Annotated in this window: 18 protein-coding genes; 12 read left to right on the top strand and 6 right to left on the bottom strand. The window is 40.3% G+C overall.

The window, feature by feature from the left end:
• Positions 1–3: 3 nt before the first annotated feature.
• The 4 genes from sufD to DFQ04_RS07320 all read right to left on the bottom strand — a co-directional run bounded on the left by sufD (position 4) and on the right by DFQ04_RS07320 (position 4,255).
• A complete protein-coding gene (sufD, locus tag DFQ04_RS07335; RefSeq protein WP_133554173.1) occupies positions 4–1,272 on the bottom strand; it encodes a Fe-S cluster assembly protein SufD in 1,269 nt (422 codons plus the stop codon).
• Positions 1,273–1,289: 17 nt separating this feature from the next.
• The gene (gene sufC / locus DFQ04_RS07330) at positions 1,290–2,051 is read right to left on the bottom strand and encodes a Fe-S cluster assembly ATPase SufC (RefSeq protein ID WP_133554171.1); all 762 of its coding nucleotides are present in this window, start codon (positions 2,049–2,051) and stop codon (positions 1,290–1,292) included.
• Between the two features lie 43 nt (positions 2,052–2,094).
• Positions 2,095–3,540, bottom strand: a complete 1,446-nt coding sequence (sufB, locus tag DFQ04_RS07325; protein ID WP_133554169.1) for a Fe-S cluster assembly protein SufB — start codon at positions 3,538–3,540, stop codon at positions 2,095–2,097.
• 241 nt (positions 3,541–3,781) lie between these two features.
• Complete coding sequence (locus DFQ04_RS07320; protein ID WP_133554167.1) at positions 3,782–4,255, bottom strand: Lrp/AsnC ligand binding domain-containing protein; 474 nt, start codon at positions 4,253–4,255, stop codon at positions 3,782–3,784.
• Positions 4,256–4,639: 384 nt separating this feature from the next.
• On the opposite strand from DFQ04_RS07320, the gene DFQ04_RS07315 reads away from it, so the two are divergent.
• The 3 genes from DFQ04_RS07315 (at position 4,640) to DFQ04_RS07305 (ending at position 9,973) form a co-directional block, all read left to right on the top strand.
• Positions 4,640–5,155 (top strand): hypothetical protein, encoded by a 516-nt coding sequence (locus DFQ04_RS07315; RefSeq protein WP_133554165.1) that lies wholly within the window; start codon positions 4,640–4,642, stop codon positions 5,153–5,155.
• A gap of 87 nt (positions 5,156–5,242) precedes the next feature.
• Positions 5,243–7,162, top strand: a complete 1,920-nt coding sequence (locus tag DFQ04_RS07310) for a M14 family metallopeptidase (RefSeq protein ID WP_133554163.1) — start codon at positions 5,243–5,245, stop codon at positions 7,160–7,162.
• Positions 7,163–7,165: 3 nt separating this feature from the next.
• Positions 7,166–9,973, top strand: a complete 2,808-nt coding sequence (locus tag DFQ04_RS07305; protein WP_133554161.1) for an alpha/beta hydrolase family protein — start codon at positions 7,166–7,168, stop codon at positions 9,971–9,973.
• 70 nt (positions 9,974–10,043) lie between these two features.
• Here the strand turns inward: DFQ04_RS07305 and DFQ04_RS07300 are convergent, their stop codons facing one another.
• A complete protein-coding gene (locus tag DFQ04_RS07300; RefSeq protein WP_133554159.1) occupies positions 10,044–10,838 on the bottom strand; it encodes a thymidylate synthase in 795 nt (264 codons plus the stop codon).
• Between the two features lie 116 nt (positions 10,839–10,954).
• On the opposite strand from DFQ04_RS07300, the gene DFQ04_RS07295 reads away from it, so the two are divergent.
• Positions 10,955–13,234 (top strand): efflux RND transporter permease subunit, encoded by a 2,280-nt coding sequence (locus DFQ04_RS07295; protein ID WP_133554157.1) that lies wholly within the window; start codon positions 10,955–10,957, stop codon positions 13,232–13,234.
• Here DFQ04_RS07295 and DFQ04_RS07290 read toward each other — a convergent pair.
• Positions 13,212–14,252, bottom strand: coding sequence for an endonuclease/exonuclease/phosphatase family protein (locus DFQ04_RS07290; protein ID WP_133554155.1), 1,041 nt, complete (start codon positions 14,250–14,252; stop codon positions 13,212–13,214). The two genes, DFQ04_RS07295 and DFQ04_RS07290, sit on opposite strands and share 23 nt — an antisense overlap.
• 209 nt (positions 14,253–14,461) lie before the next feature.
• On the opposite strand from DFQ04_RS07290, the gene DFQ04_RS07285 reads away from it, so the two are divergent.
• The 8 genes from DFQ04_RS07285 to DFQ04_RS07250 all read left to right on the top strand — a co-directional run bounded on the left by DFQ04_RS07285 (position 14,462) and on the right by DFQ04_RS07250 (position 24,365).
• A complete protein-coding gene (locus DFQ04_RS07285; protein WP_133554153.1) occupies positions 14,462–15,028 on the top strand; it encodes a DUF2911 domain-containing protein in 567 nt (188 codons plus the stop codon).
• A 124-nt stretch (positions 15,029–15,152) separates the two neighbouring features.
• Positions 15,153–17,567, top strand: coding sequence for a penicillin acylase family protein (locus DFQ04_RS07280; protein WP_133554151.1), 2,415 nt, complete (start codon positions 15,153–15,155; stop codon positions 17,565–17,567).
• 6 nt (positions 17,568–17,573) lie between these two features.
• On the top strand, positions 17,574–17,945 hold the full coding sequence (locus DFQ04_RS07275; protein ID WP_133554149.1) for a hypothetical protein: 372 nt from the start codon (positions 17,574–17,576) through the stop codon (positions 17,943–17,945).
• Between the two features lie 105 nt (positions 17,946–18,050).
• Positions 18,051–18,569 (top strand): DeoR family transcriptional regulator, encoded by a 519-nt coding sequence (locus DFQ04_RS07270; RefSeq protein WP_133554147.1) that lies wholly within the window; start codon positions 18,051–18,053, stop codon positions 18,567–18,569.
• 144 nt (positions 18,570–18,713) lie between these two features.
• Positions 18,714–21,314, top strand: a complete 2,601-nt coding sequence (locus DFQ04_RS07265; protein ID WP_208110508.1) for a polysaccharide biosynthesis/export family protein — start codon at positions 18,714–18,716, stop codon at positions 21,312–21,314.
• Positions 21,315–21,332: 18 nt separating this feature from the next.
• Positions 21,333–22,652, top strand: a complete 1,320-nt coding sequence (locus tag DFQ04_RS07260) for a UDP-glucose dehydrogenase family protein (protein WP_133554145.1) — start codon at positions 21,333–21,335, stop codon at positions 22,650–22,652.
• Positions 22,653–22,673: 21 nt separating this feature from the next.
• Positions 22,674–23,747: a DegT/DnrJ/EryC1/StrS family aminotransferase gene (locus tag DFQ04_RS07255; RefSeq protein ID WP_133554143.1), complete on the top strand. Its 1,074-nt coding sequence runs from the start codon at positions 22,674–22,676 to the stop codon at positions 23,745–23,747.
• A gap of 3 nt (positions 23,748–23,750) precedes the next feature.
• Positions 23,751–24,365: a DapH/DapD/GlmU-related protein gene (locus tag DFQ04_RS07250; RefSeq protein ID WP_133554141.1), complete on the top strand. Its 615-nt coding sequence runs from the start codon at positions 23,751–23,753 to the stop codon at positions 24,363–24,365.
• Positions 24,366–24,368: the final 3 nt, after the last annotated feature.

The raw sequence follows: 24,368 nt of genomic DNA, 5'->3' as shown, positions 1-24,368 counted from the left end.
GGATTAAAATTTACTTCCCAAGCGATCCTGAATCAGGCCGACAGCGTAGTTTCGGAAGCTTTCTTCCTCAATTTTCTCCAAAACTTCCCCTGCAAAAGCATAAAGCAAAAGACCTTTGGCTGTAAGCTTATCGATTCCTCTAGCTTGAAGGTAGAAAAGAGCCTCTTCATCCAATTGACCCACTGTACATCCGTGAGAGCATTTTACATCGTCTGCCCAAATTTCCAATTGAGGTTTGGTGTTGACGATGGCATCCTCAGAAAGGAGAATATTGTTGTTTTGCTGGAATGCATTGGTTTTTTGAGCATCCTGACGAACAAAGATTTTTCCGTTGAAAACTCCTCGGCTTTGATCTGCCAAAATACCTTTATACAATTCATTGGATTCTGCGTGAGGGATAGTATGATCCACATTAGTATGGTTGTCTACGTGGCTTTTGCCATTCAACAAATAGATACCATACATATTTCCCTCGGAGTTGCTTCCCAAAAGATTTAAGCTCAGGTTGTTTCTAACCATATCTCCAGAAAGGGATAGGTTGACAGAAGTGAACTTTGCGTCTTTCTGAATGTCTGTCTCGATATTACTTACTTCAACACAGTTTTTTCCTTCGTTTTGAATTCGGTAATAATTGATTTGGGAATTGATTCCACCTTTAATTTCTACGACTTTGTTCAAGAAATAACTTTGCTCACCCAAAGAAACGCTTTGATCTAGAAAAGTCACTTCAGCAAAATCTCCAACTTGAATCCAAACTCTAGGTTGAACTACTTGGCCAGCATTTGCTCCATTGAAGGAAAGCAAAAGAATAGGTTTCTCGATCTGAGCTTTTTTAGGAACTGAAATAAAGATTCCATCTTGGAAAGAAGCCTGATTCAATGCTGCGAAAACATCTTTATTAGGTTTGGCGATGCTTCCAAGAGCAGTATCTTCTTTACCAGACAATAAAGAAACCTCAACTCCTTCAATTTTTGAAGAAAGCTCAGGGACAAAACTGCCGTTAGAAAATACCAAAACGTCACCTTCAAATCCTTCAATCAGGGCTGATTTCACTTGCTCTGCTGAAACAGCTAAAGGAAGGGCAGGGGAGAAGTTTTGAATCGAAGATTCTAACTTCTTGGTGATGTTGGTGAATTTATATTCTTCAGCTTTTACTGCAGGAAGACCTTGGGAAATAAAACTTTCCTTCCCGGTTGTTCTTACCGAAGGAAAATTGGAAGGAGATGCTGCAAGAAAAGCTTGAAATGTATCTTGTTGGGTCAAGGTACTCATGGTTTTAGGTTTTGATTTCAGACAGTTGCAGAGTCAACTTCTTCTTTTATCCAGTCGTAGCCTTTTTCTTCAAGCTCTAGAGCGAGTTCTTTGGTGCCGGACTTTACAATTCTTCCTTTATAAAGGACGTGAACGTAATCCGGAACAATATAATCCAGCAATCTCTGGTAGTGGGTTACCACAATGGTAGCTGTCTTATCAGACTTCAATTTGTTTACGCCATTGGATACAATTCTCAAAGCGTCAATATCCAAACCTGAATCAGTTTCATCCAAAATGGAAAGGGTTGGCTCTAACATCGCCATCTGGAAAATCTCGTTTCGCTTCTTTTCCCCTCCGGAAAAACCTTCATTCAGGGATCTGCTCAATAATTTTTGATCAATTTCCACCAAAGCCATTTTCTCTTTCATCAGAGAAAGAAATTTAACCGCATCCAAAGGCTCCAAGCCTCTATATTCTCTTACCTGGTTCAAGGCAGTTCTAAGGAAGTTGGTAGAAGAAACCCCAGGGATTTCAACTGGATATTGGAAAGCAAGGAAAACACCTTCTCTTGCGCGATCTTCAGGAGCTAAATCCAATAAATCTTTTCCTTGGAAAATTACCTCCCCGTCAGTTACCTCGTATTCTTCACGACCGGCAAGAACAGAAGCTAGAGTAGATTTTCCTGAGCCATTTGGTCCCATGATTGCGTGAACCTCACCGGCTTTTACTTCCAGATTGATGCCTCTTAGAATAGGAGTACCTTCCACTGAGGCGTGTAGATTTTTTATGCTTAACATGATTCTAAATTTTCAATTTTAACTTTCCAATTTTCCAATCGGATTAACCAACAGAGCCTTCAAGGGTAAGGGCAAGAAGCTTTTGAGCTTCCACCGCAAATTCCATTGGAAGCTGATTCAAGACTTCTTTTGCATAACCATTTACGATCAAGGCCACTGCATCTTCAGTAGCTATTCCTCTTTGGTTGCAATAGAAAATCTGATCTTCTCCAATTTTTGAAGTTGTGGCTTCGTGTTCCACCTTGGCGGAAGGGTTATTGATATCGATATATGGGAAAGTATGTGCTCCACATTGATCGCCCATCAACAAAGAGTCGCACTGTGAGAAGTTTCTAGCGTTATCAGCACGCTTCATCACTTGTACTTGACCTCTGTAAGAGTTTTGGGATTTTCCGGCAGAGATACCTTTGGATACAATTCTTGACTTGGTGTTTTTACCAATGTGAATCATTTTTGTACCTGTATCCGCTTGCTGGTAATTGTTGGTCACAGCAACGGAGTAGAATTCACCGATAGAATAGTCTCCTTTTAATATACAAGAAGGGTATTTCCAAGTCACGGCAGAACCAGTTTCAACCTGAGTCCAAGAAATCTTAGAGTGGTCACCGGCACAAATTCCTCTTTTTGTTACGAAGTTATAGATACCGCCTTTACCTTCTTTATCACCTGGAAACCAGTTTTGAACAGTTGAATACTTAACTTCTGCATGTGCAGCCGCATAAATTTCTACAACTGCAGCGTGAAGCTGATTTTCATCACGCTGAGGAGCTGTACAACCCTCCAAATAAGAAACATAAGAAGACTCTTCAGCAACGATCAAGGTTCTTTCAAACTGACCGGTGTTTGCGGCATTAATTCTGAAATAGGTAGAAAGCTCCATTGGGCATCTGACTCCCTTTGGGATATAGCAAAAAGATCCATCAGAAAATACAGCTGAGTTTAGCGCAGCGTAGTAATTGTCGGTCATAGGCACAACAGAACCAAGATACTTTTTCACTAGTTCTGGGTGTTCCTTTACTGCCTCACTGAACGAACAAAATACAATTCCTAATTTCGCTAGAGTACCTTTAAAAGTCGTAGCAACGGACACAGAGTCTAATACTGCATCTACTGCAATTCCCTGAAGTCTTTTTTGCTCATTCAAAGAAATTCCCAAACGCTCGTATATGGCGATCAATTCGGGATCTACTTCCTCTAGGCTTTTTGTTTTTTTGATCTGCTTAGGGGCAGAGTAATATTTTAATGCTTGCAGGTCGATCTTTGGGTATGTGACATTAGCCCATTCAGGCTCAGGCATATTCATCCAAGTCCTAAAAGCCTTCAATCTCCATTCGAGCAACCATTCCGGTTCTTCTTTCTTTGCAGAAATCCAACGGATGATGTCTTCGTTTAATCCAGCAGGTGCTTCATCGGCCTCGTAATTGACCGACCAACCATGCTCATATTCTTTAGAGGTGAGTTCTTCTAAGATTTGATTGTCTTTGCTCATGTGCCGAGTTATTTAGACTAATTACATTTTGATGCGAAGGTATAACATATTCTCAAAAAATAATGTTCGATGTCATTTGAAAAATCTATAGGGTATTTCCTATATGTATTGATTTTGTTTGAATTTGGCTCAAAAATCAGGGGTTTTAGAAAAAATAAAAATGCCCGATAATTTTCGGGCATTTGATTTTTTGGAAGAGGCAAAGCTTCTTTTTATTAATCTAGATTTAATCTAAATAGACTTATTTCTCTTTATCGAAGAATTGTATTGGTCTGTTGATACTCTCCTCCAATACAATCAAAGTTTCTGTTCTGTCAATTCCATCTACTTTTTGAATGCTGTCAAGAACTAATCTTAAATGGTTGGTATCTCGACAAATGATTTTTGCAAAAATCGAATAGTTACCGGTGGTATAGTATGCACTTACCACTTCTGGGATTTCTTTCAACTTTTCAATCACATTATCATAAAGGGAGCTCTTTTCTAAATAAATTCCCAAGAAAGCAGAGATGTCATAGCCCAATTTTGAAAAGTCTATATTTAATGTGGCGCTTTTAACTATTCCCATGTCTTCAAGCTTCTTCATTCGCACATGCACTGTGCCCGAAGAAACAAATACCTTTTTCGCAATTTCGGTATAAGGAGTTTTGGCGTCCTCGTTTAAAAGAGAGATGATTTTTAGGTCTATGTTGTCGATATCTAAAATTTTGTCCATTTTCCTTGAGAGGATTTAGATGATTTTTAATGAAAGTCGTGGTAAATTAGAGATTGTTCAAAATATTGCAAAATTATTTTTTCAATTTGTAATTATTAGTAAAATCCATTTACTTTGGCACTGATAGGAAGTTTCAATTAATTATTTTGTTTTTTTCTTCAAGACATATCAATTCAGTTGAGTTTTGGATTTAAGGCAAATAATTGATATTCAAAAGAAAACTTTTAATCTCTAAAGTTATATTTGGGTTTATATTCTGAAAAGGGTCTTGCTGCTGGCAAGACTTTTTTATTGGAAAAATTTTAATATAAAATGCAAAAAAATGTATTTGAAGTTTTTTTTATTGTCTAATTGTTATACTTTCGCATTGTTATGCTACTAGTCATGAAACTACTTTTCTCCTCCATTTTGATTTTGTTTTCTTCTTTCCCAGTTGAAAACCATGCTGCAATTGCTCAGCAAAACAATGAAGTATTTTCTGCTTCAGCTTTTTCTGTAACTTATAATCATTTGGTGATTAATAAATTAAATGAGTCGAATGAAGGAACAGAAATCTCATTAAAGGAAGAATTGAATTTTGAGCCTTTGACTATTGTTGAGGAAAAATTGGCAAAAAGCCTGAATTCTCATTGGGTTTGGCCGGAGTATACTCTAGACATGATTGATAGCTATTCTCCTTTTTTATTCAGGACAAAGAAAAGTCAGGCTATTGAAGAAGTTTCCGTTTTGCTTCAAGTCAATTCCAAAGGGGAAGTATCTGGATTCAAAATCCTGAGTGAAGTGGATAAGGGCCTTCACGAACGTTTGGATTACGTCATAAGGAAGTTGCCATCCTGTAAGCCAGTCCCGGGTTTTTCATCATACAGCCCCACGCAATTTGAATTGATCATCAAAAAATAACAGACCGAGTAATCGGTCTTTTTTTTTGAGCGGTTGGTAGGGCAATGGCTTCAATTTCTATTTTTAGCCTCCCAACCTAGTAAAATCATGAAAAATTTGATTCTCATTCCTGCATTTTGCCTTGTGGCAGGATCGGCCCTAAGCCAGGTGAAACCTTTCCAAGCGGAAAAGCTTTTTCCCGAGAAAAATCCCAAACTGAAATTTCATACAGTCTCAGGAGAGAGGCACGGACCTTCCTTTTTCAGAAAATTTGAATTCCCGGAAGTAGAATACACTCCTCAGGAAAAACTGACTTTTGATAAATACCACACCGTGGATGTCATGTATCACTGGTATGAAAAGTGGGCTCAGCAATTCCTAGATATTGTGGATTTGTATGTTGTTGGAGAATCTTATGAAGGTCGCCCGATTTACCAAATGACAATTACGAATAAAAAGACTGGGAAAGATACCAATAAGCCTGCTGCTTATTTTGAAGGGGGAAGGCATTCAGGAGAAATTACATCCAGTGAATCTATACTTTGGTTGACCCAGCATCTGTTGGAAAACTATGGAAAAGATGCCGAAATCACTGCCTTGATTGACTCAAAAGCCATCTACCTGCGTCCGCAGAATAATCCTGATGGCTCCAACCTTTATCTTTTTACTGAGCAAAGAAACCGAAGTACAGTAAAACCAGATGATACGGATCGGGATGGTTTGCTAGATGAAGATCCGGAAGAAGATATGGATGGGGATGGAGTAATCTATCAAATGCGTAAAAAGGCGGTAACCCCAGAAGAAAAAGAAAAAGCCAACTTTATCATTGATTCTCGAGATCCAAAAGGAAGGCTAATGAAAAGGACTTTTCCCGGAAAAGGGGAATACCTGATGTATACTGAAGGCATCGATAACGATGTTGACGGAAGCTACAACGAAGATGGAATCGGAGGATTGGATCTTCATAGAAATTACCCTGAAAACTGGAGACCGAATACCGGAGGCGACTTGACAGGGAGAGGATACACGCAATTTGGTGCGGGTGAGTATCCCTTGAGTGAAATCGAAACTCGTCACACTGCTCTTTGGGTTTTGAGCCATCCCAATATTTCTGTGGCCAACTCTATGGATACTCGTGTGCCCATGCACTTGAGACCACCGTCTACCTCTAAATCCGAAGAAAGAATGTATCCAGAAGATTTGGCGATTTATAAGGAGATCGATGAGTTAGGACTCTCTTTTACCAATTATCCTTGGGCTGGAGACGTGTATGAGACCTACGCCACACGATATAAAGTCAATTCAATGACTGGGGATCCTTTAAAGCCTGAACCTCTTTTTGGGCATGGACCTGATTTTGGCTATTTCTATTATGGAAGTATCTGGTATGGGGATGAGCTATGGAACAATGGTGCCATGAAAGATTATGACGGGGATGGAATCTATGATGATTACGACGGACTGATGTGGGATGATGAGGCAAATGAAAGCAAGGGCTTTAAAGTCTGGACTCCATTTACACATCCAGTTTTAGGGGAAGTTGAAATTGGAGGATTTCATCCTAAGTTTTTTGGTCAAAATGGCCCAACCTGGCAATTGGAAAACTGGGCGAAAAAGCAGGCTCAGTTTAATCTAGCCATGGCTAAAATGCTTCCTCAATTGAACATTTCTGATCTCAAGGTGAAGAAAATTACCAATGGTGAATTTGAAGTCACTTTAGAGTGGTCCAATACAGGTAAGCTCCCAGTGGCTTTGGAACAGGCTAAACTTGTCAAAATCGTTCAGGAAGATCGGGTGAGTTTGGACTTTGAAAAGGAACTGACCAAGGGATATGAAAATGCCAAGGTGAAAATAACCTCCCCGGAACTTTACGATAAGACAATCTATGCTGGCTACACCGGAATAGGTGAAAAGAAGTCAGCGACTTTCAAAGTTAAAGTTGAAGGAAGTGAGCCGGTTAAAGGAAAAATCAAGCTTTCCTCAACCAGAGGGGGGTATTATGAAAGAGAGTTTACATTAAATCAATAAAAAATGAATCGAAAGAAAATAGGTTTGGGGCTTTGGGTTCTTCTTGTCGTTCAGATTGCCGTTGGACAGCAAAAAAGATCCTTAACCCATGCGGACTACGATGGATGGGAGAGTCTTTCTTCAGCCAAAATCACTAAAAATGGCTTGTTTGTAGGATACCAGATTTCGCCTCAGGATGGGGATGGAAGGTTTGAGGTTTTTCCCTATAAAAATCCAGATCAAAAGACGGTTATTTCGAGAGCCTCTGCGGTAAGTTTTACTCCAGACGATGCATTTTTGGTTGGTAAAATTGTCCCTCAGAAGGATTCTGTCCGGGTTTTGAAATTGAAGAAAAAGAAAAATGACGATCTGCCTAAGGATAGTTTGTTCATTTTCAATCTGGCTTCAGGAGCGATGGAAAAGCTTCCAAGGGTAAAATCCTTTGGGATTCCTACCGAAAAAGGCAGCTGGATTGCCATTCATTTTGAAAAGGAACTTCCTCAAAAACCAGATCCTGCTGACTCTACGAAAAAAGCTGAAAAGCCGAAAAAGACCGATGGAACCAAGTTGTTGGTTCGCTCTTTGGATGGAAGTAAATCCTGGGAATTTGACAGAGTGAAATCCTATTCATTTGCTCCTAACGGGGATTATTTCCAATACACTTTAGCTGAGGAAGACACTTTAGATAACAGTGCAGTGTTTGTTCTGAATCTTTCCTCTGGAGAAAGCAAACTGGTCTTGGAAAAAATGACCACGTATTCAGATTTGACCTTTTCTCCTCAGTCTTCCAATCTTGCGCTAATTGCTACAGATGATTCTCTAAAGGCAAAAAAGCCAGTGCACTCGCTTTACCTCTATGATGTAAAGTCAGGAGCCATCTCCAAAAAGCTTGAAAAAACTGATTTGAAATTCAATCAAGGCAGAATCAGTCCGGATGGAAATATCAGATTTTCAGAAGATGAAAATAAGCTATTTTTTGGGGTAGCTCAGGATTATAAAGATTACGCCTACGCAGAGGATACCACAATTCTGGATGAGGAAAGAGTTTCACTGGATATTTGGGGATGGCAGGATGATGAGATTCAGCCCATGCAGTTGAAAAACAAATCTCAAGAGGAAAAGAAAACTTATTGGTCTGTCCTTGATCTTTCCTCAGGTCAGATCACCCAATTGACTACTCCTGAAGTGGATAATTTGGTCTTGGAAAATAAAATCACCAAAAACATTGCTCTGGCCTGGACCGATGCTCCTTACAGAAGAAGTTATTCCTGGGACATTCAAATTGGTAGAGATCTGTACTGGGTGGATTTCTCTACGGGTCAAAAGACCTTGATTGAGAAAAATGCCTCAGGCTTTGCCAGACTATCCCCGGAAGCTAACTATGCCTATTGGTACGATGGAAGAGATAGTTCTTGGGTTGCCTATGATTTGAAGGCTAAGTCAAAAATCAATCTTACCAAAGCTTTGCCTATTCCTTTTTACGAAGAATTACATGATTCCCCTTCTCTTCCGGGAAGTTATGGAGCAGTAGGATGGATGGCTGGAGACCAGGCAATTCTGATTAATGACCGATATGATATTTGGAAAATTGATCCTAAAAATCCTTCAGCGGCCATCAATTTGACTCAGGGCGAAGGAAGAAAGAATGCGATTACTTTCAGAAGAGAAACATTGGATTTTGAAGAACGAGCAATAGATCCAAAAGCTCCGTTCTTGTTATCAGCCTTTAATGAAGTGACCAAGGACAATGGCTTTTACATGGGATCCCTCGATGGAAAGTCCGCTCCAAAGCAACTCCTGATGACTGCACATAATTACAGTGGATTGCTAAAGGCGAAGGAGTCAAATCAGGTTTTGGTAAGAAGAAGTACCTATCAGGATAACCCTGATGTTTACCTGACTGACCTTAATTTCAAGTCTTTACAAAAGGCTTCAAATCTCAATCCTCAGCAAGCCAACATCAAGTGGGGAAGTGTGGAATTGGTTTCGTATTTAACCCTTCATGGAGATCCACTTCAGGGGCTTTTATTCAAACCTGAAGGATTTGATCCTTCTAAAAAATACCCGATGATGGTCTATTTCTATGAAAGAAATAGCGATACCTATCACAATTACCGAGCTCCTGCTCCAAGTAGATCGACTATCAATATTCCATATTTTGTAAGTAATGATTACTTGGTATTTGTTCCTGATATCAAATACGAAATGGGCCTTCCAGGACCTAGTGCCTATGATTGTATCATTCCTGGTGTTCAGGCAGTGATTGCCAAAGGCGGAGTGGATACCGAAAATATGGCGATCCAAGGACAAAGCTGGGGCGGATATCAGGTCGCCTACCTAATCACCCAAACCAATATGTTTAAAGCTGCCGGGGCAGGAGCTCCTGTGGTCAATATGACTTCTGCATATGGTGGAATCCGTTGGGGAACCGGTATGAGCCGCATGTTCCAATACGAACAAACCCAATCCAGAATAGGAGGGACGCTTTGGGACAAACCTTTGTACTATTTAGAAAATTCTCCACTGTTCATGATGGATCGTGTGCAGACTCCAGTATTGATCATGCATAACGACGAAGACGGCGCTGTTCCATGGTATCAGGGAATCGAAATGTTTATGGCCTTGAAGCGTTTGAACAAACCGGCATGGTTACTTCAGTATAATGGAGAGGATCATAACTTGACCCAAAGAAAAAATGCCAAGGATCTTTCAGTCCGATTAAGTCAGTTCTTTGACCATTACTTGAAAGGTGCTCCAACACCACTTTGGATGAGCGAAGGACTTCCTGCGGTTGAAAAAGGAAAAACACTCAAATATGAGTTAGGCGATTAAATGGAAAAAGCCCCGGATTTTCGAAAATCCGGGGCTTTTTTTAAATATCTGATTTCAAATATCTGTTTTCTTAAACCGCCACAGCTGCCTTGATATGAGGATGTGGATCGTAGCCCACTAATTCAAAGTCCTCATATTTAAATTCAAAAATATCCTTCACTTCTGGATTGATTTTCATGGTTGGAAGTGGACGGATATCCCGGCTTAACTGCAATTCTGCTTGCTCAAGATGATTAGAATACAAATGTGCATCTCCGAAGGTGTGTACAAATTCTCCTGGTTCAAGATCACAAACCTGAGCCACCATCATGGTGAATAGGGCATAGGAGGCAATATTGAAAGGAACTCCTAAAAAGACATCTGCACTTCGCTGATAGAGCTGGCAGGAAAGCTTCCCATCTGCCACATAAAATTGGAAAATAGTATGGCAAGGAGGCAAGGCCATGTGGTCCACATCAGCTACATTCCAGGCGCTTACGATATGTCTTCGGCTATCGGGTTTGGTTTTGATCTGATGAATCAGGTTTTTGATCTGGTCGATTTCTCCACCTTTCCCATCTGGCCAATGTCTCCACTGGTATCCATAGACCGGACCTAAATCTCCGTTTTCATCAGCCCATTCATCCCAAATGGATACTCCATTTTCTTTCAACCATTTGATATTGGATTCTCCCCTCAAAAACCAAAGCAATTCAATGATAATGGATCTAAGGTGTAGTTTTTTGGTAGTAACTACCGGAAAGCCATCGGCAAGGTTGAATCGCATCTGATGTCCAAAAATACTGATGGTGCCTGTACCGGTCCGGTCAGTTTTTTTTACCCCCTCATTCAGGATTCTCCTCATCAAATCGTGATATTGCTGCATGGTCTTCGAATTTATTATTGGGTGCCAAGTTAAGGGTTTGGGCAAAACTTGGAAACAAAAAAAGGACTTTGCTACTTTAAAAACTGACATCAATTTTCTCAAAACTTTGCTCCTGAATGTTTTCTAGAAAAAAGGCATTAATATTTTTTTGGTTGGGTTGGGTGCTGACTGCCTTGATTCTGATTTTTCCTCCTCAGCCCAGATTCAATTATGACTTCGAACAATTTTTCCCAACCGACGATGAAAATTTGTCTTTTTATCAAGACTATGAGTCCAAGTTTGGAAGTGATAATGATTATGTTTTAGTGGCTATTTCTAATCCAGCTGGCGATTGGCAGGATTCAGCCTTTTTGGAAAAAAGCTATAGAGCGCAAAATTCAATTCAGGAGATTGAAGGAATTGATACAATCATTTCCATTTTGGATTTGAAGCTTCCGCTGATCAGTCCTTTTGGGCTAAGATTTGAGAAGGTGTTGGATTGGAAAAGTCCTCAAAATCTTCAAACTAGTGAGCCTAAACTTGAGCAATTTCAATCTTCCCTGATTTCTAAGGACGGGGATTCCTTTTTGTTTTTGATAAAAAACTCCCCCCAACTGACCAAGGAGGAAGGAGATAAAGTATATCAGCAGATTCAGCATGTATTTGCCGAAAATGATTTGATTCCCAAAGCTTTGGCTGGAAAAATCCAAACCCAAAAGGATTTTGTAGAACTGATGCAGGCTGAGTTTGGGATTTTCTTGGGGATTTCCTTCCTGCTCATTTTGGTGATGTTGCTTCTTGTTTTCAGGTCTTTCTGGGGAGTTGGAATTCCGATTTTAGTCCTTTGCATTGCAATACTTTGGGCCTTTGCGATGATTCTATATAGCGGGAAAGCCCTGGATATCATGTCCGTGATGCAGCCTACTTTATTTTTGATTGTTGGGCTAAGTGCTTTAGTCCATTATTTCACACACCTGATTCAAAATCTCCGAAAAAATATTCCTCAAGAAGAGGCAGTAAGGCAGACTTTTACCCAATTAACTCCAGCGGTCGCCTTGACTATGGTTACCACTTCTTTTGGGTTTATTTCCCTTTATTTCACTTCTATTCCGGCTTTGAAAGAATTTGGTTTAGGAACAGGGCTTGGGATTTTTGTGGTCTTTTTAGCTATTCTACTTTTCACTCCTGGTTTCTGTTATCTCTTTTCGATCAAGATTTCTGGTTCCCAATCTAAAAGCATTCCAATATCAATTTTTCATACCTGGTTTTCATGGATTTTGAAAAGCAAAAGAACCATCGTTTCAGGATTTCTTTTGGTTAGTATCCTGTGTATTTGGGCAAGTAGCCAACTTAAAATCAATGGTTTTCTATTGGATAATCTTCCACTTTCTCATCCCATTCAACAAGATTTTAAGTATTTCGATGCCCAATTTGGGGGATCGAATCCTTTGGAATTGGCCTTAGAAGTCGGACCAAAAGCCTCGAATTTATTGGATAGAAAAGTACTGGAGTCATTAGATAAGCTTGAAAAGAAAATTCAGGAGGTTTTTGAGAATGGAGAATTGATTTCCCCTTTGAGTTTGGTGAAGACTCTGAATCAAGCCCAAAATCAGGGAAACCCAAAAGCTTTTTCTTTGCCTTCTCTAGGTCAATATCAGCGAATGACCAGGTTTTTTGGACAATTGGATAGGTTGGGAGGCAATCAGGTTATTTCGCAGGACTTAAAATCCGGAAGGATTTCAGGACGAACTGCCGATTTTGGAAGCTATGAAATGGGTTTTAAACGGCAAGAAATAATTGACTTTGCTGAAAAAGAACTAGATCCTGAATTAGTAAAAGTCAAGTGGACAGGAACGGGATACTTGATTGATCAAGGTCATGAATCAGTCACTTGGCAATTGGCAAAAGGGCTTGGAGTGGCGTTTTTGTTGGTTGGTCTGATTGCTGGGATATTATTTAAGTCTTGGAGGATTTCATTTATCCTTTTGATTCCCAATATGATTCCCTTACTATGGATGCTGGGGATGATGGCTTTGTTGGGGATTGATTTCAAGCTGACTACTGCTATTTTATTTACTGTCGCTTTTGGGATTGCGGTGGATGATACCATTCATTTTATGGCCAAACTGAAATCAGAATTAAGCCAAAGCAAGGATTTTATTTATGCCATAAAAAGAACCTTTTTGGAAGCTGGAAGAGCGATTTTTCTGACTTCCCTGATTTTGGTAGCTGGATTTTCTGTCTTGATTTTCAGCCAATTTGGGGTGGTTCACTTTACCGGTTTACTGATTAGCTTTTCCCTGATTTTTGCCTGGCTAGCTGATGTGTTTCTACTTCCTGTTTTGCTTTTTCCGCTCAAAAAAGTCTGGCAATCCAAGATTAAAATCTCAAAAATCAATTCATCCCATCCCAAGTAAAAGTCGCTGAAACAGGGTAGTGATCAGAGTAATCCACTTCCCGGTGCGTATGAAAATAAACCGGTTTCAAAGAAGGATCCGCAAAAATGTGATCAATTCTAAGGAAGAAAAGAACTCGGTTATAGGTAAATCCAAAGCCTTTTCCCGCTAATTCAAAAGCATTTTCCAGCTTTTGACTTAACCTGAAATAGGCGTAGGAATAGGGGATTTCATTAAAATCTCCCATCACAATCACGGGATGGGGACTATTACTCAAGTGCTCAAAAAGAATTTCCAATTGTTCGGCCCTCGCTAAGCTGCCCCGATGGAGTTTCCCTAAAGTCTTTCTGTAAACTGCCTTTGCTTGTTCATAATTATCCAAAGCTTCCGCTTGAATTGCCATGGATTCCAAGTGAGTATTGTACACACGGATTGTATCTGAGTTTACTCGGATATCTGCGAAAATTGCTCCATTCGAGTACTTTGCATCAAATACAACCCCCTCATTGACTATGGGGTATTTAGAAAAAATTGCCATCCCCACGGATCTTCTTGATTGATTTCCCTCGTTTGGATGATAGCTGTACTCATATTCTCCGTCCTTGCTCAGGATCTTTAGGGCGTCTTTAGTAGCTGAAGTATTATCCTGATAAAACTCCTGGAATACTTTTATCTCCGCCGGATGATCCTTTAGCCAGGTGAAAATATTTGGGTCAAATTCGCCTGTGGTTCTTCTTTTGTAATCAAACAAATGGGCATTGTAGGTCAATACTTTTAATCCCGGAGAATTCTCTTCTGTTAGATTATATTGGTAGGTGATAAGAAAAAATTTATAGCCAAATAGTAGGGCAGCAAGTGGGATAAAAGCCGATTTTTTTAGAGAAAAACCTAAAATGAGAAATAAAAAAAGGTTAATAAGCAAAAACCCAGGTATCAAAAATGGCAATAAACCTGCATATGGGAAATTCACCGGGGACACCAACACACTTAGGTATAGGAGGATAGTCAAACTAAAAATTACCCAAGAGATAAATTTCATGCGGTGAAAATAGACTTTTTGATTGGTGTTGGTTTCATTGACAATTTTAGGTCCAAAAAGGCAATAGGCAAAGGAACTGGAAAATCTTTGGACTTGGAATAGTTTGAAAACGTGAAAATTTGTTTTTCGTTATGGCTTGATCTTGTTTGATGTGAATCCAAAAACTTACCTTTACGTAATTACCCTAACGTCACCAAGCTTTACTAATCATGAAAAAGCAAATTTTATCTTTTCTTTTGACCACATCGCTGATGGGTTTTTATGGATGTGAATCCAATAAATCTGAAAAACAAGAAGAAGTCGTAGAAGCTACAGAAGAGGCTTCCGAAGGAGAACAGCGCCCAAGTCCTTTGGAAATCAAAGAAGGAACTATCGGTTCTAAAACCATCAAGGTTCAATATGGCTCTCCTTCAGTAAAGGGAAGAAATCTTTGGGGAGACCTGGTTCCTTACAATGTGGTTTGGAGAACTGGTGCCAACGAGGCAACCTTTATAGATGTAGCGGAGGCTGTAACTGTAGAAGGAAAAACCTTGGCTCCTGGAAAATATTCCCTCTTTACCATTCCAAAAGAGTCAGGTACTTGGACAGTAATTTTGAATTCAGATTGGGATTTGGAACATGGACATTTTCAGTATGACGAGAAAAATGATGTGCTTCGTGTAGAAGTTACACCAGTTTGGGAAACTACTTCTACGGAAAGACTTTCTATTGATATTGAATCACCAGGCTTGGTAATTCGTTGGGAAAAATTAAAACTTCCTATTGCTATCCAATAATCTTCTTGATCCCCGGTTTGCCGGGGATTTTTCATTACAGCTAAATTTTATTTAGTTTTCACTTCTCTTTTTGCCATCACCCAAAATAGGCGACAAAGAACCCAAATTAAACAAGCATTTGCCCATGAAATACGTGTCTTTCTTTCTGACCCTTGCAGTAAGTGTGGCATTGGCTATTCTGGTTTCCAGACCTATTGGCCAAATACCTCCATTAGCTCCCCTATTGGATCCTAATCATGGTTTTTGGCAAAATTCTTACAGCGAAGATCAAATTGCGAAGGAAGAATTATCCCTAGAAAATCTTTCTGCGCCGGTGGAAGTTGTTTACGACGAGAATTTGATTCCACACATTTTCGCCCAAAATGAGCAGGACCTTTACAGAGCCCAAGGCTACGTGACCGCCCAGCATCGACTATGGCAAATGGAGTTTCAAACTTTAGCAGCAGCAGGAAGGATTTCCGAAATCGTGGGATCCAGAGCCTTGGAGCTGGATAGAATGACCAGAAGGAAAGGTTTGGCTTATGGAGCTGACTTGGGTTTAAAGTTTTTGGAAGAAAACGATCCTGAAACCTTGGCTTTGGTGGAAGCCTATGCAGATGGGGTAAATCAATACATTGATCAGCTTTCAGATGCAAGATTACCCGTTGAGTATAAAATTCTTAATTACAGACCGGAGCATTGGTCTGCTTACAAGTCCCTTTTGTTGCTTAAATACATGTCAGATATGTTGGTGGGTGACCGGGATTTGGAATACACCAATCTGAGAAAAATTCTAGGAGAGGCTGGATTAAACAAACTTTTCCCTGAGTTTCCCAAAGAAAATGATCCTGTAATTGAAGCAGAGCGTGTTTGGGATTTCACTCCTTTGGCAGTCACCAAACCAGACAGCCTTTCTTATCCTGACCATATGTTGGCCATGAATCCCTTGAACCAACCCATTGATGGAACTGGATCAAACAACTGGGCTGTGGCTGGGAAAAAGACCAAAAACGGAAATCCAATTTTGGCGAATGACCCTCATCTCAGTTTGAATTTGCCATCCTTATGGTATTCCATGCAGCTTTCTACTCCGGAACATTCGGTGAAAGGAGCCACTTTGCCAGGTGCTCTTGGGGTTATTTCCGGTTTCAACCAGCATATTGCTTGGGGAGTAACCAATGCCACCAAGGATGCAAGAGATTGGTATAAAATTACTTTCCAAGATGAAAGCCGAAAAGCCTATCGCTATGGAAATGAATGGAAGCCAAGCCAATTCAGAATTGAGGAGATCAAAATCAAAGGAGAAGAGGCATTTTTGGATACGGTAGTTTATACCCATTACGGTCCAGTGGTTTATGACCAAAGTTTCCGATCAGATCGAGCCGATGTGAATTTTGCCTTGAAATGGACTGTCCATGAAGGCTCAAACGAGCAAAAGACTTTCATCCTGATGAATAAAGCCAAAAACCATTCGGATTATAATTTGGCTTTGGATAATTATTCAGCACCTGCCCAAAACTTCGTTTTTGCTTCCAAGTCCGGGGATATTGCCATGAGAATTCAGGGGAAATTTCCTCTTAAGTGGAGAGAGCAGGGGAAATTTTTTATGGATGGAGCGGATCCTAGAATGGAATGGCAAGGCTATATTCCCTTTGATCAAAACCCAAGTACGCTTAATCCTGAAAGAGGCTTTGTTTCCTCTGCCAATCAGCATCCGGTTGATCCCTCGTATCCATACTATGTTTTTGATAATTCCTATGAGCATTATCGAAATAGGAGGATAAACAGAAGACTTAGGGAAATGGAGCAAATCACGGTCGATGACATGAAGGCTCTTCAATTTGACGATTTCAATCTTCAGGCTTCTGAAGCCCTTCCAGTTTTGATCAAGCTTTTGGGTTCAGCTCAGGCTGGTAGTCCTGAGGCTGAGAAATATCTTGGGGAATTGAGTTCTTGGGACTTTTTCGCAGACCCGAATCAAAAAGCCCAAACACTTTATTCTATTTGGTTTGCAGAGACGGCAGAAAGCATCTGGAGGGAACTGAGAAGTACCGATCTTCCGATTGTTACTCCAAATTCCTATCAGACGATTGATTTGATGGCATCAAGTCCTTCTGATTCTGTTTTTGATATGAAATCAACAGAGGCTTTGGAGGGGGCGGATTATCATGTGAAAGTCGGATTGGATTCGCTGATTAGCATTATGAATAAATGGGTTGCGGAAGAGGGAGACTATTCTTGGGCAAATTACAAGAGAACAACTATTCAACATTTGGTACCAGATTTCAAACCCTTTTCAGTAGGTAATGTATATACTGGAGGCGGTTCAGGAATAGTAAATGCCACTGGCAGCCGGCATGGGGCAAGCTGGAGAATGGTTGTCGAGTTAGGAAATGAAATCCAAGCTTTCGGAGTATATCCAGGAGGTCAATCCGGAAATCCCGGAAGTAGATTTTATGATAATTTCATTTCCACTTGGGCTAATGGGGAATACCTCAATTTCAATCTTCGTACCCCAGATCAGCAAGAAGGCGTCCTATTCAAAACAACATTTAATTAAGCGCACATGAGATTTATATTATTGACCATACTGTCTGTCTTATTAGTGGTTTTTCTTGGCCCAATTGCTTCTTTTTGGGTGGTGATGATCGGAATTGGGTTACTTTCAGCTTTGATATTCCCAAATTCTTTTGGGGCCTTTATGGGAGGAGCTTTAGGAATGGGCTTAGGATGGGTTGGCCTAAGCATCTATATTGGGTTGACGACGGCAAGTCCTTTACCTGATCGAATGGGAGAATTAATGGGTTTAGGATCAGGTATGACTTTGGTAGCTGCGACAGGGGTTTTGGGATTTCTTCTGGGTGGATTTAGCGCATTATCAGGAGTTCTTTTCCGAAAAATGATCCGACCCGTACCTCAAAATGTATACAAAGGCTAAATTAGGCCTGAAATAAAAAATCTATTTTTAGTCTGAAATTTGGCTGATTATTTTTTCGATTTGATAGAATGAGTACCTTTGTTACTCATTACTGAATTATTTTTTATGCTGGAATCATTGATCACTTCCAAGACCCGTCTGAGGCTTCTGGTCAAGTTTTTTGTCAACTCCCAAAATCAGAGTCATCTGAGGGGACTTGCTGAGGAATTTGGTGAATCTACCAATGCTATTCGGAAGGAACTTAACAACCTCACCCAAGCCGGGATTTTGGTCAAACATTCCGACAAAAACAAAATCGAATACCAAGCCAATACCAATCATCCCTTTTTCACCAATATCCGGGATATCATCAGAAAATATCTAGGCCTAGATATGCTCTTGGAGCAGATTTTGGAGAGAATGGGTGAAGTGGAGCAGGTGGTTTTAACTGGAGATATCGCAAGAGGTAGCGATACCGGCACCATTGACGTTGTGATCACCGGGGAAAACCTCAATGATGAATATATCAATCACCTAACCAAACGAATCGAACAGTTAATTGACCGTAAGGTCATCTTTACGCTATCCTCTGGTCGTATTTCTTCCGGAGGATTATTGCTTTTTGATCGTCAGGCAGGTATTTGATTTAGCTTACTTTCTCTTTGAAGTAGGTCCCAAACTGGGACTGAAAGGGCGAAGCTGTAGGGTAAATGCAGATATATTTAAGAAAAAATGCAATTTTAGTCTCGGATTTTACCGTTGAATAGAAATCTTCTAGTGGAAAATAAATTGAAAAAACTTTTAGCATTTCTTGTCCTATTTTGGGGCATTTGCTTCATAGGATTCGCCCAAAATCTAAGCAATCTAAGTACCCTGAAGGTTGATAATCTTTCGGATGCTCAAATTGAGCAATTAATTAAACGAGCTGAATCAAGCGGGCTTACCCCAAGTCAACTTGAAGCTATGGCCAGAGAGCAAGGTCTTTCGCCCATCGAGGCCAATAAACTCAGGGAGAGAATTAGAAATCTTCAAAATGGAATTCAGGGTGAGTCAACTGGAAATACCTCTTCTGGAAGATCATTTTCCTCTTCAGGAAATGGGGCAGATCCTTTTGATTCCATTCGAAGAGCTGATCCGTATTACGATTTGACTCCTTTCCAAAAGAAGATTTTTGGATTCAAGCTTTTTCATAACAGAAACCTTGATTTTAATCCAAGCCTGAACCTTCCAACTCCTCAAAACTATATCATTGGAGCTGGAGACCAGCTGTTAATTGACGTGTATGGAGCTTCCCAACAATCATTTGATTTGACAGTAACTCCGGAGGGTAGAATTTTAGTACCCAATTTAGGTCCTATCCAATTGGGTGGAAGCACGATTGAAGCTGCCTCAGCGAGGATAAAAACATCTCTTTCAAGAATCTATTCTGGCTTGTTAGGCTCAAATCCAAACACCTTTTTGCAAGTAAGATTGGGGAATATCAGGTCTATTAAGGTTTCCATGGTCGGAGAATTGACTAAGCCTGGAACATACACGCTACCTTCATTTGCCACTGTATTTAATGGCCTTTACGCTGCCGGTGGACCAAACGAAAATGGAGCTTTTAGAAATATTCAGGTTTACCGAGATAGTAGATTGGTTGCTACTGTGGATATTTATGAATTCTTGTCCAAAGGAGAACAAGCCTCCAATATCACTTTGCAGGATAATGATGTAGTGATCGTGCCCCCAGTCCAAGCAAGAGTGGAAATTACAGGCCCTGTTAGAAGAGAAGGGTTTTTCGAAGTTAAACCCAATGAATCATTAGCGGATCTATACATTTACACAGGAGGATTTTTGCCGACTGCTTATCAAGAAAGAATTACAGTAAGAAGAATTGAGGATAATCAGCGAAAAGTCGTAGATGTGCCTCGAGACCAATATTCTACATTTTCTCCTAAAGATGGGGATGAGATTTTGGTGAGTGAATTTTTGGATAGATATACCAATAGAGTTCAGATATCGGGAGCTGTTTTCCGACCAGGGGAATATTCACTCAATGGAGAAAAACTGACAGTAAAAGAATTGATCAATCGTGCAGATGGTCTTAAGCCAGAAGCGTTTGTTAATCGTGCGACCCTTTACCGCACCAACGCTGACCTTACACTTGGTGCCGAGCCCATTGACCTGAAAGGAATTCTAAATGGTACAGCTCAGGATATTGAGTTGAAAAATGAGGACTTACTTTTTATCCCAAGTCGCTATGATATCCAGGAAGAGTTTTATGTGAAGATTTCTGGGGAGACCAATATTCCGGGAACTTACCCTTATGCCTCCTCAATGACCGTCGGAGATTTGATTTTGAGGTCTGGTGGTCTTCTGGAATCCGCTACCAATTCCTCCATTGAAATTGCCAGAAGAGTTAGGGAAAATACCAATACAGGTAGAATTGCTGAAATTTTGAGTTTGACCATCAGACCAGATTTGAGTCTTTCTGAGGAAGAAAAAAATATGCCTTTGATGCCATTTGACCACGTGTTTATTCGCAGAAGTCCAGGTTTTGAGCGTGAGCAATTGGTGAAAATCTCTGGTGAGGTGATTTACCCTGGGGAATTTGCCATTTCCGGAGCGAATGAAAGAATTTCTGATGTGATAAAAAGAGCTGGAGGTTTAACTCAGTTTGCTTATCCCAAGGGAGCTAATTTGATCAGAAGAACAGTTTATTTCAAAGATTTGACTGAACAAGAGAAAAAGGAATTGGTCATGTATCAAATCCGCTCCAAGTTAGATCCTAAAAAAAATAGGGTAGGGAATGAGGCTGAAAATATCTTATTCGAGCGCCTGAATCAGAAATTAACTGAAATTGAAAATCAGAAGTTGGAGGAAGAGGAAAAAGCAGCTGAAAACAGACTGAAGAATTTCTATTTATCAGACAGTTTGTTTTTGGATTCGGCCATCAATGCAGTTCGAGTAAAAGAGCAAGATTTGGTAGGGATTGATTTGGAAGCAATACTTTCAAACCCTGGTGGACCAGAAGATTTGATTTTGCAAGAGGGCGATATTATTCAGATTCCTAAGCAGCTACAAACTGTGCGAATGGTAGGAGAGGTTTTGTTACCAACCACCACTCGCTATACTAGAAATCAGGGCTTGAAGGGGTACATTTCCAAGGCAGGTGGATTCACTGAAAATGCCCGAAGAAGCAAGACTTATGTCATCTATGCGAATGGTGACGCGCGAAGGACTCATTCGTTTTTAGGTTTAAAGTTCTACCCGAATTTAGAACCCGGTGCAGAAATCGTAGTGCCGGAAAAGCCCCAAAGAGAAAGGCTTTCAACAGCAGGATGGTTAGGCTTAGCTTCCAGTTTAGCGACTATTGCCATCCTAGTTCAAACAATTGTTAATAATTAATACAAACAAAAGATATTTATGAAGATTGCCGTAGTAGGAACTGGTTATGTAGGATTAGTCTCCGGAGCTTGTTTTGCGGATGTAGGAATTGAAGTTACCTGCGTAGATATTGATCAAAAGAAAATTGACAAATTGAAAAACGGGATCATGCCAATCTATGAGCCCGGATTGGAAGAGATTGTTGTCAGGAACTATAAAAGTGGGCGTCTTCATTTCAGTACGGATTTAGGTGAGGCGATTCAAGGTGCCGAAGTGGCATTTATTGCTGTGGGAACACCTCCAGGCGAGGATGGATCTGCAGATTTGAAATATGTTTTGGCTGTGGCAGATGAAATTGGTCAAAAAATGACCGATTACATTGTGGTAGCGACCAAGAGTACTGTTCCAGTTACCACAGGAGAAAAAGTAAGAGCAGCGATCCAAGGAGCTTTGGAGAAAAGAGGATCCAATCTTCCTTTTGCGGTAGCGTCTAATCCTGAGTTCTTAAAAGAAGGAGCCGCCGTGGAGGATTTTTTAAGACCCGACAGAATTGTAATTGGCGTAGACGACGAGCGTGCTGAAAAAATCATGCAGCGTTTGTACAAGCCTTTCCAATTAAGCGGAGAGAGAATCATCTACATGGATATTCCATCCGCTGAGATGACCAAATACGCTGCAAATGCCATGTTGGCAACCAAGATTTCATTTATGAATGACATCGCTAACCTATGCGAAAAAGTAGGTGCAGATGCCAATATGGTCAGAAAAGGAATTGGATCTGATCCTAGAATCGGAAATAAGTTTATCTATCCGGGAGTTGGTTATGGAGGTTCATGTTTTCCAAAAGACGTGAAGGCAATCATCAAAACTGCCCGTCAATATGGTTATGAACTGAAAGTTTTGCAGGCTGTAGAGGATGTGAATGACTTTCAGAAATATGTTTTAGCAAAGAAAGTCAAAGCCCATTTCGGCGAGGACCTATCAGGAAAGACTTTCGCAATGTGGGGTTTGAGCTTCAAACCAAATACCGATGATATGCGAGAATCACCAGCAGCTGTCATCATCGACGAATTAAGAGCTGCAGGTGCACAGGTTAAAGCCTATGATCCCAAAGCAATGGAAGAAGCAAAAGCACACTACATTTTTGATAAAGTGACTTATTGCAAGGATGCCTATGATGCATGTGTGGATGCCGATGCCTTGCTATTGGTGACCGAATGGTCCGAATTTAGAATTCCAAGCTGGGATGCAGTTGGGAAGCTTTTGAAAAACAAAGTGGTGTTTGACGGAAGGAATATTTATGACCGCAAATACTTGGAATCCTTAGGATTCACTCACTATGGCATTGGGGTTAAATAAGAAAGAAATCCCGAAGAATCTATGATTCCAGTTACCAAACCCTTTATTCCTCCTTTAGCCGAATACAATAAGTATCTCAAAGGGATTTGGAAAAGGTCTTGGCTCACCAATAACGGTCCTTTAGTTAATGAACTTGAGATTCGACTAAAGGAAAACCTAGGTGTCCCTTATTGCCTTTATGTAGGGAATGGCACCATCGCTTTGCAGATGGCTATCAAGGCCTTGAAACTTGAAGGAGAAATAATCACCACACCATTTTCCTATGTGGCTACTACCAGCAGTATTGTATGGGAGGGCTGTAAGCCGGTTTTTGCTGATATACATCCCAAAACCTTAAATATTGATCCTTCTAAGATTGAGGCGCTGATAACTCCGAAAACCTCAGCCATTTTGGCAACTCATTGTTTTGGTAACCCATGTGCAATTGATGAAATTGAGCTATTGGCTAAAAAGCATGGATTGAAGGTTATCTATGATGCCGCTCATTGTTTTGGGACAACCTATAAAGGAAAATCTGTTTTTCATTACGGAGATATCAGTACCACGAGTTTTCATGCAACCAAGCTTTTTCACTCAGTAGAGGGTGGAGCTGTTTTTACCACAGATCATGGGCTATTTGAAAAATTAGGCTACTTGAGAAACTTTGGGCATGACGGTCCTGAGAAATTCAATGGGGTAGGGATCAATGGGAAAAATTCGGAATTTCATGCCGCTATGGGTTTGGTAAATCTCCGCCATGTGGACCAAATTAAAAAGAGACGTAAAGATCAATATTCTTATTACCTGAATAAACTCTCGGGCTCTTCAGTTCAGTTTATTCAACTTGAAGATGAAGTGGGATTTAATTATGCCTATTTCCCAGTGATTTTTAAGAGCGAAAAGGTGGCGTTGGAAGTAAAAAGAGTTTTGGAAATAAACCAGATTTTCCCAAGAAGATACTTTTATCCAAGCCTGTCCAAATTGGATTATGTAAGTGGTAATACTCCGATTTCAGATGACATTTCTTCCAGAATTTTGTGCCTGCCTGTATACCACGAATTGACTGTGGAAGAGCAGGATTTGGTTTGCAGGTTTGTCCTAAACACATTGAATTAAAAGATGATCATCGCAGGGGCAGGGGGGCATGCTATTGAAGTTTTAGATTCTATCAAGCCCTTGGTTGGTGATTTATTCCCTGTTTTTTTCAGTGAATTAGTAGAGGGAAACTCAAAATTAGCTTCAACCTTTACCTTAGTCCATTCTGAAGAGAAAATCTTAGAACATTTGAAAATAGATGACAAATTTTTTCTTGGAGTAGGAAATCCAAACTTGAGAGAAAGGTTTTTATTAACCTTTGAGAATCTTGGAGGAAAATATCAGCCTGTTCGAGATAAGACTTGCTCCGTTAGTTCAAGTTCCCAAGGAGAATTTGATGCGATGGCATTTGCTTTTGTAGGGCCAGATACCGTGATAGAAAAAGGAGTTTTGGTTAATGCCAGAGCCTCTATTCATCATGAATCGAGGATTGGAGAGTATTCAGAGATTGGGCCTGGAGCAATATTATTGGGAAATGTCCAAATTGGTAAAAAATGCAGAATCGGTGCAGGGGCAATTATTCTTCCAGGAATTACTTTGGGTGATGAAGTAGTCGTGGGTGCCGGGGCTGTGGTTACTAAAGATGTTCCTGATAAAGAGGTTGTAGCTGGAGTGCCTGCCAAATCTTTAAAGAAGTAAAAC

The organism is Algoriphagus boseongensis (assembly GCF_004362805.1).
In the GTDB taxonomy this organism is placed as follows: Bacteria; Bacteroidota; Bacteroidia; order Cytophagales; family Cyclobacteriaceae; genus Algoriphagus; species Algoriphagus boseongensis.
This window is presented reverse-complemented; position numbering and strand designations above follow the sequence as displayed.

Coding starts and splice junctions, on each gene's coding strand:
- sufD (WP_133554173.1), bottom strand. CDS start 1,272: ATGAGTACCTTGACCCAACAAGATACATTTCAAGCTTTTCTTGCAGCA.
- sufC (WP_133554171.1), bottom strand. CDS start 2,051: ATGTTAAGCATAAAAAATCTACACGCCTCAGTGGAAGGTACTCCTATT.
- sufB (WP_133554169.1), bottom strand. CDS start 3,540: ATGAGCAAAGACAATCAAATCTTAGAAGAACTCACCTCTAAAGAATAT.
- DFQ04_RS07320 (WP_133554167.1), bottom strand. CDS start 4,255: ATGGACAAAATTTTAGATATCGACAACATAGACCTAAAAATCATCTCT.
- DFQ04_RS07315 (WP_133554165.1), top strand. CDS start 4,640: ATGAAACTACTTTTCTCCTCCATTTTGATTTTGTTTTCTTCTTTCCCA.
- DFQ04_RS07310 (WP_133554163.1), top strand. CDS start 5,243: ATGAAAAATTTGATTCTCATTCCTGCATTTTGCCTTGTGGCAGGATCG.
- DFQ04_RS07305 (WP_133554161.1), top strand. CDS start 7,166: ATGAATCGAAAGAAAATAGGTTTGGGGCTTTGGGTTCTTCTTGTCGTT.
- DFQ04_RS07300 (WP_133554159.1), bottom strand. CDS start 10,838: ATGCAGCAATATCACGATTTGATGAGGAGAATCCTGAATGAGGGGGTA.
- DFQ04_RS07295 (WP_133554157.1), top strand. CDS start 10,955: ATGTTTTCTAGAAAAAAGGCATTAATATTTTTTTGGTTGGGTTGGGTG.
- DFQ04_RS07290 (WP_133554155.1), bottom strand. CDS start 14,252: ATGAAATTTATCTCTTGGGTAATTTTTAGTTTGACTATCCTCCTATAC.
- DFQ04_RS07285 (WP_133554153.1), top strand. CDS start 14,462: ATGAAAAAGCAAATTTTATCTTTTCTTTTGACCACATCGCTGATGGGT.
- DFQ04_RS07280 (WP_133554151.1), top strand. CDS start 15,153: ATGAAATACGTGTCTTTCTTTCTGACCCTTGCAGTAAGTGTGGCATTG.
- DFQ04_RS07275 (WP_133554149.1), top strand. CDS start 17,574: ATGAGATTTATATTATTGACCATACTGTCTGTCTTATTAGTGGTTTTT.
- DFQ04_RS07270 (WP_133554147.1), top strand. CDS start 18,051: ATGCTGGAATCATTGATCACTTCCAAGACCCGTCTGAGGCTTCTGGTC.
- DFQ04_RS07260 (WP_133554145.1), top strand. CDS start 21,333: ATGAAGATTGCCGTAGTAGGAACTGGTTATGTAGGATTAGTCTCCGGA.
- DFQ04_RS07255 (WP_133554143.1), top strand. CDS start 22,674: ATGATTCCAGTTACCAAACCCTTTATTCCTCCTTTAGCCGAATACAAT.
- DFQ04_RS07250 (WP_133554141.1), top strand. CDS start 23,751: ATGATCATCGCAGGGGCAGGGGGGCATGCTATTGAAGTTTTAGATTCT.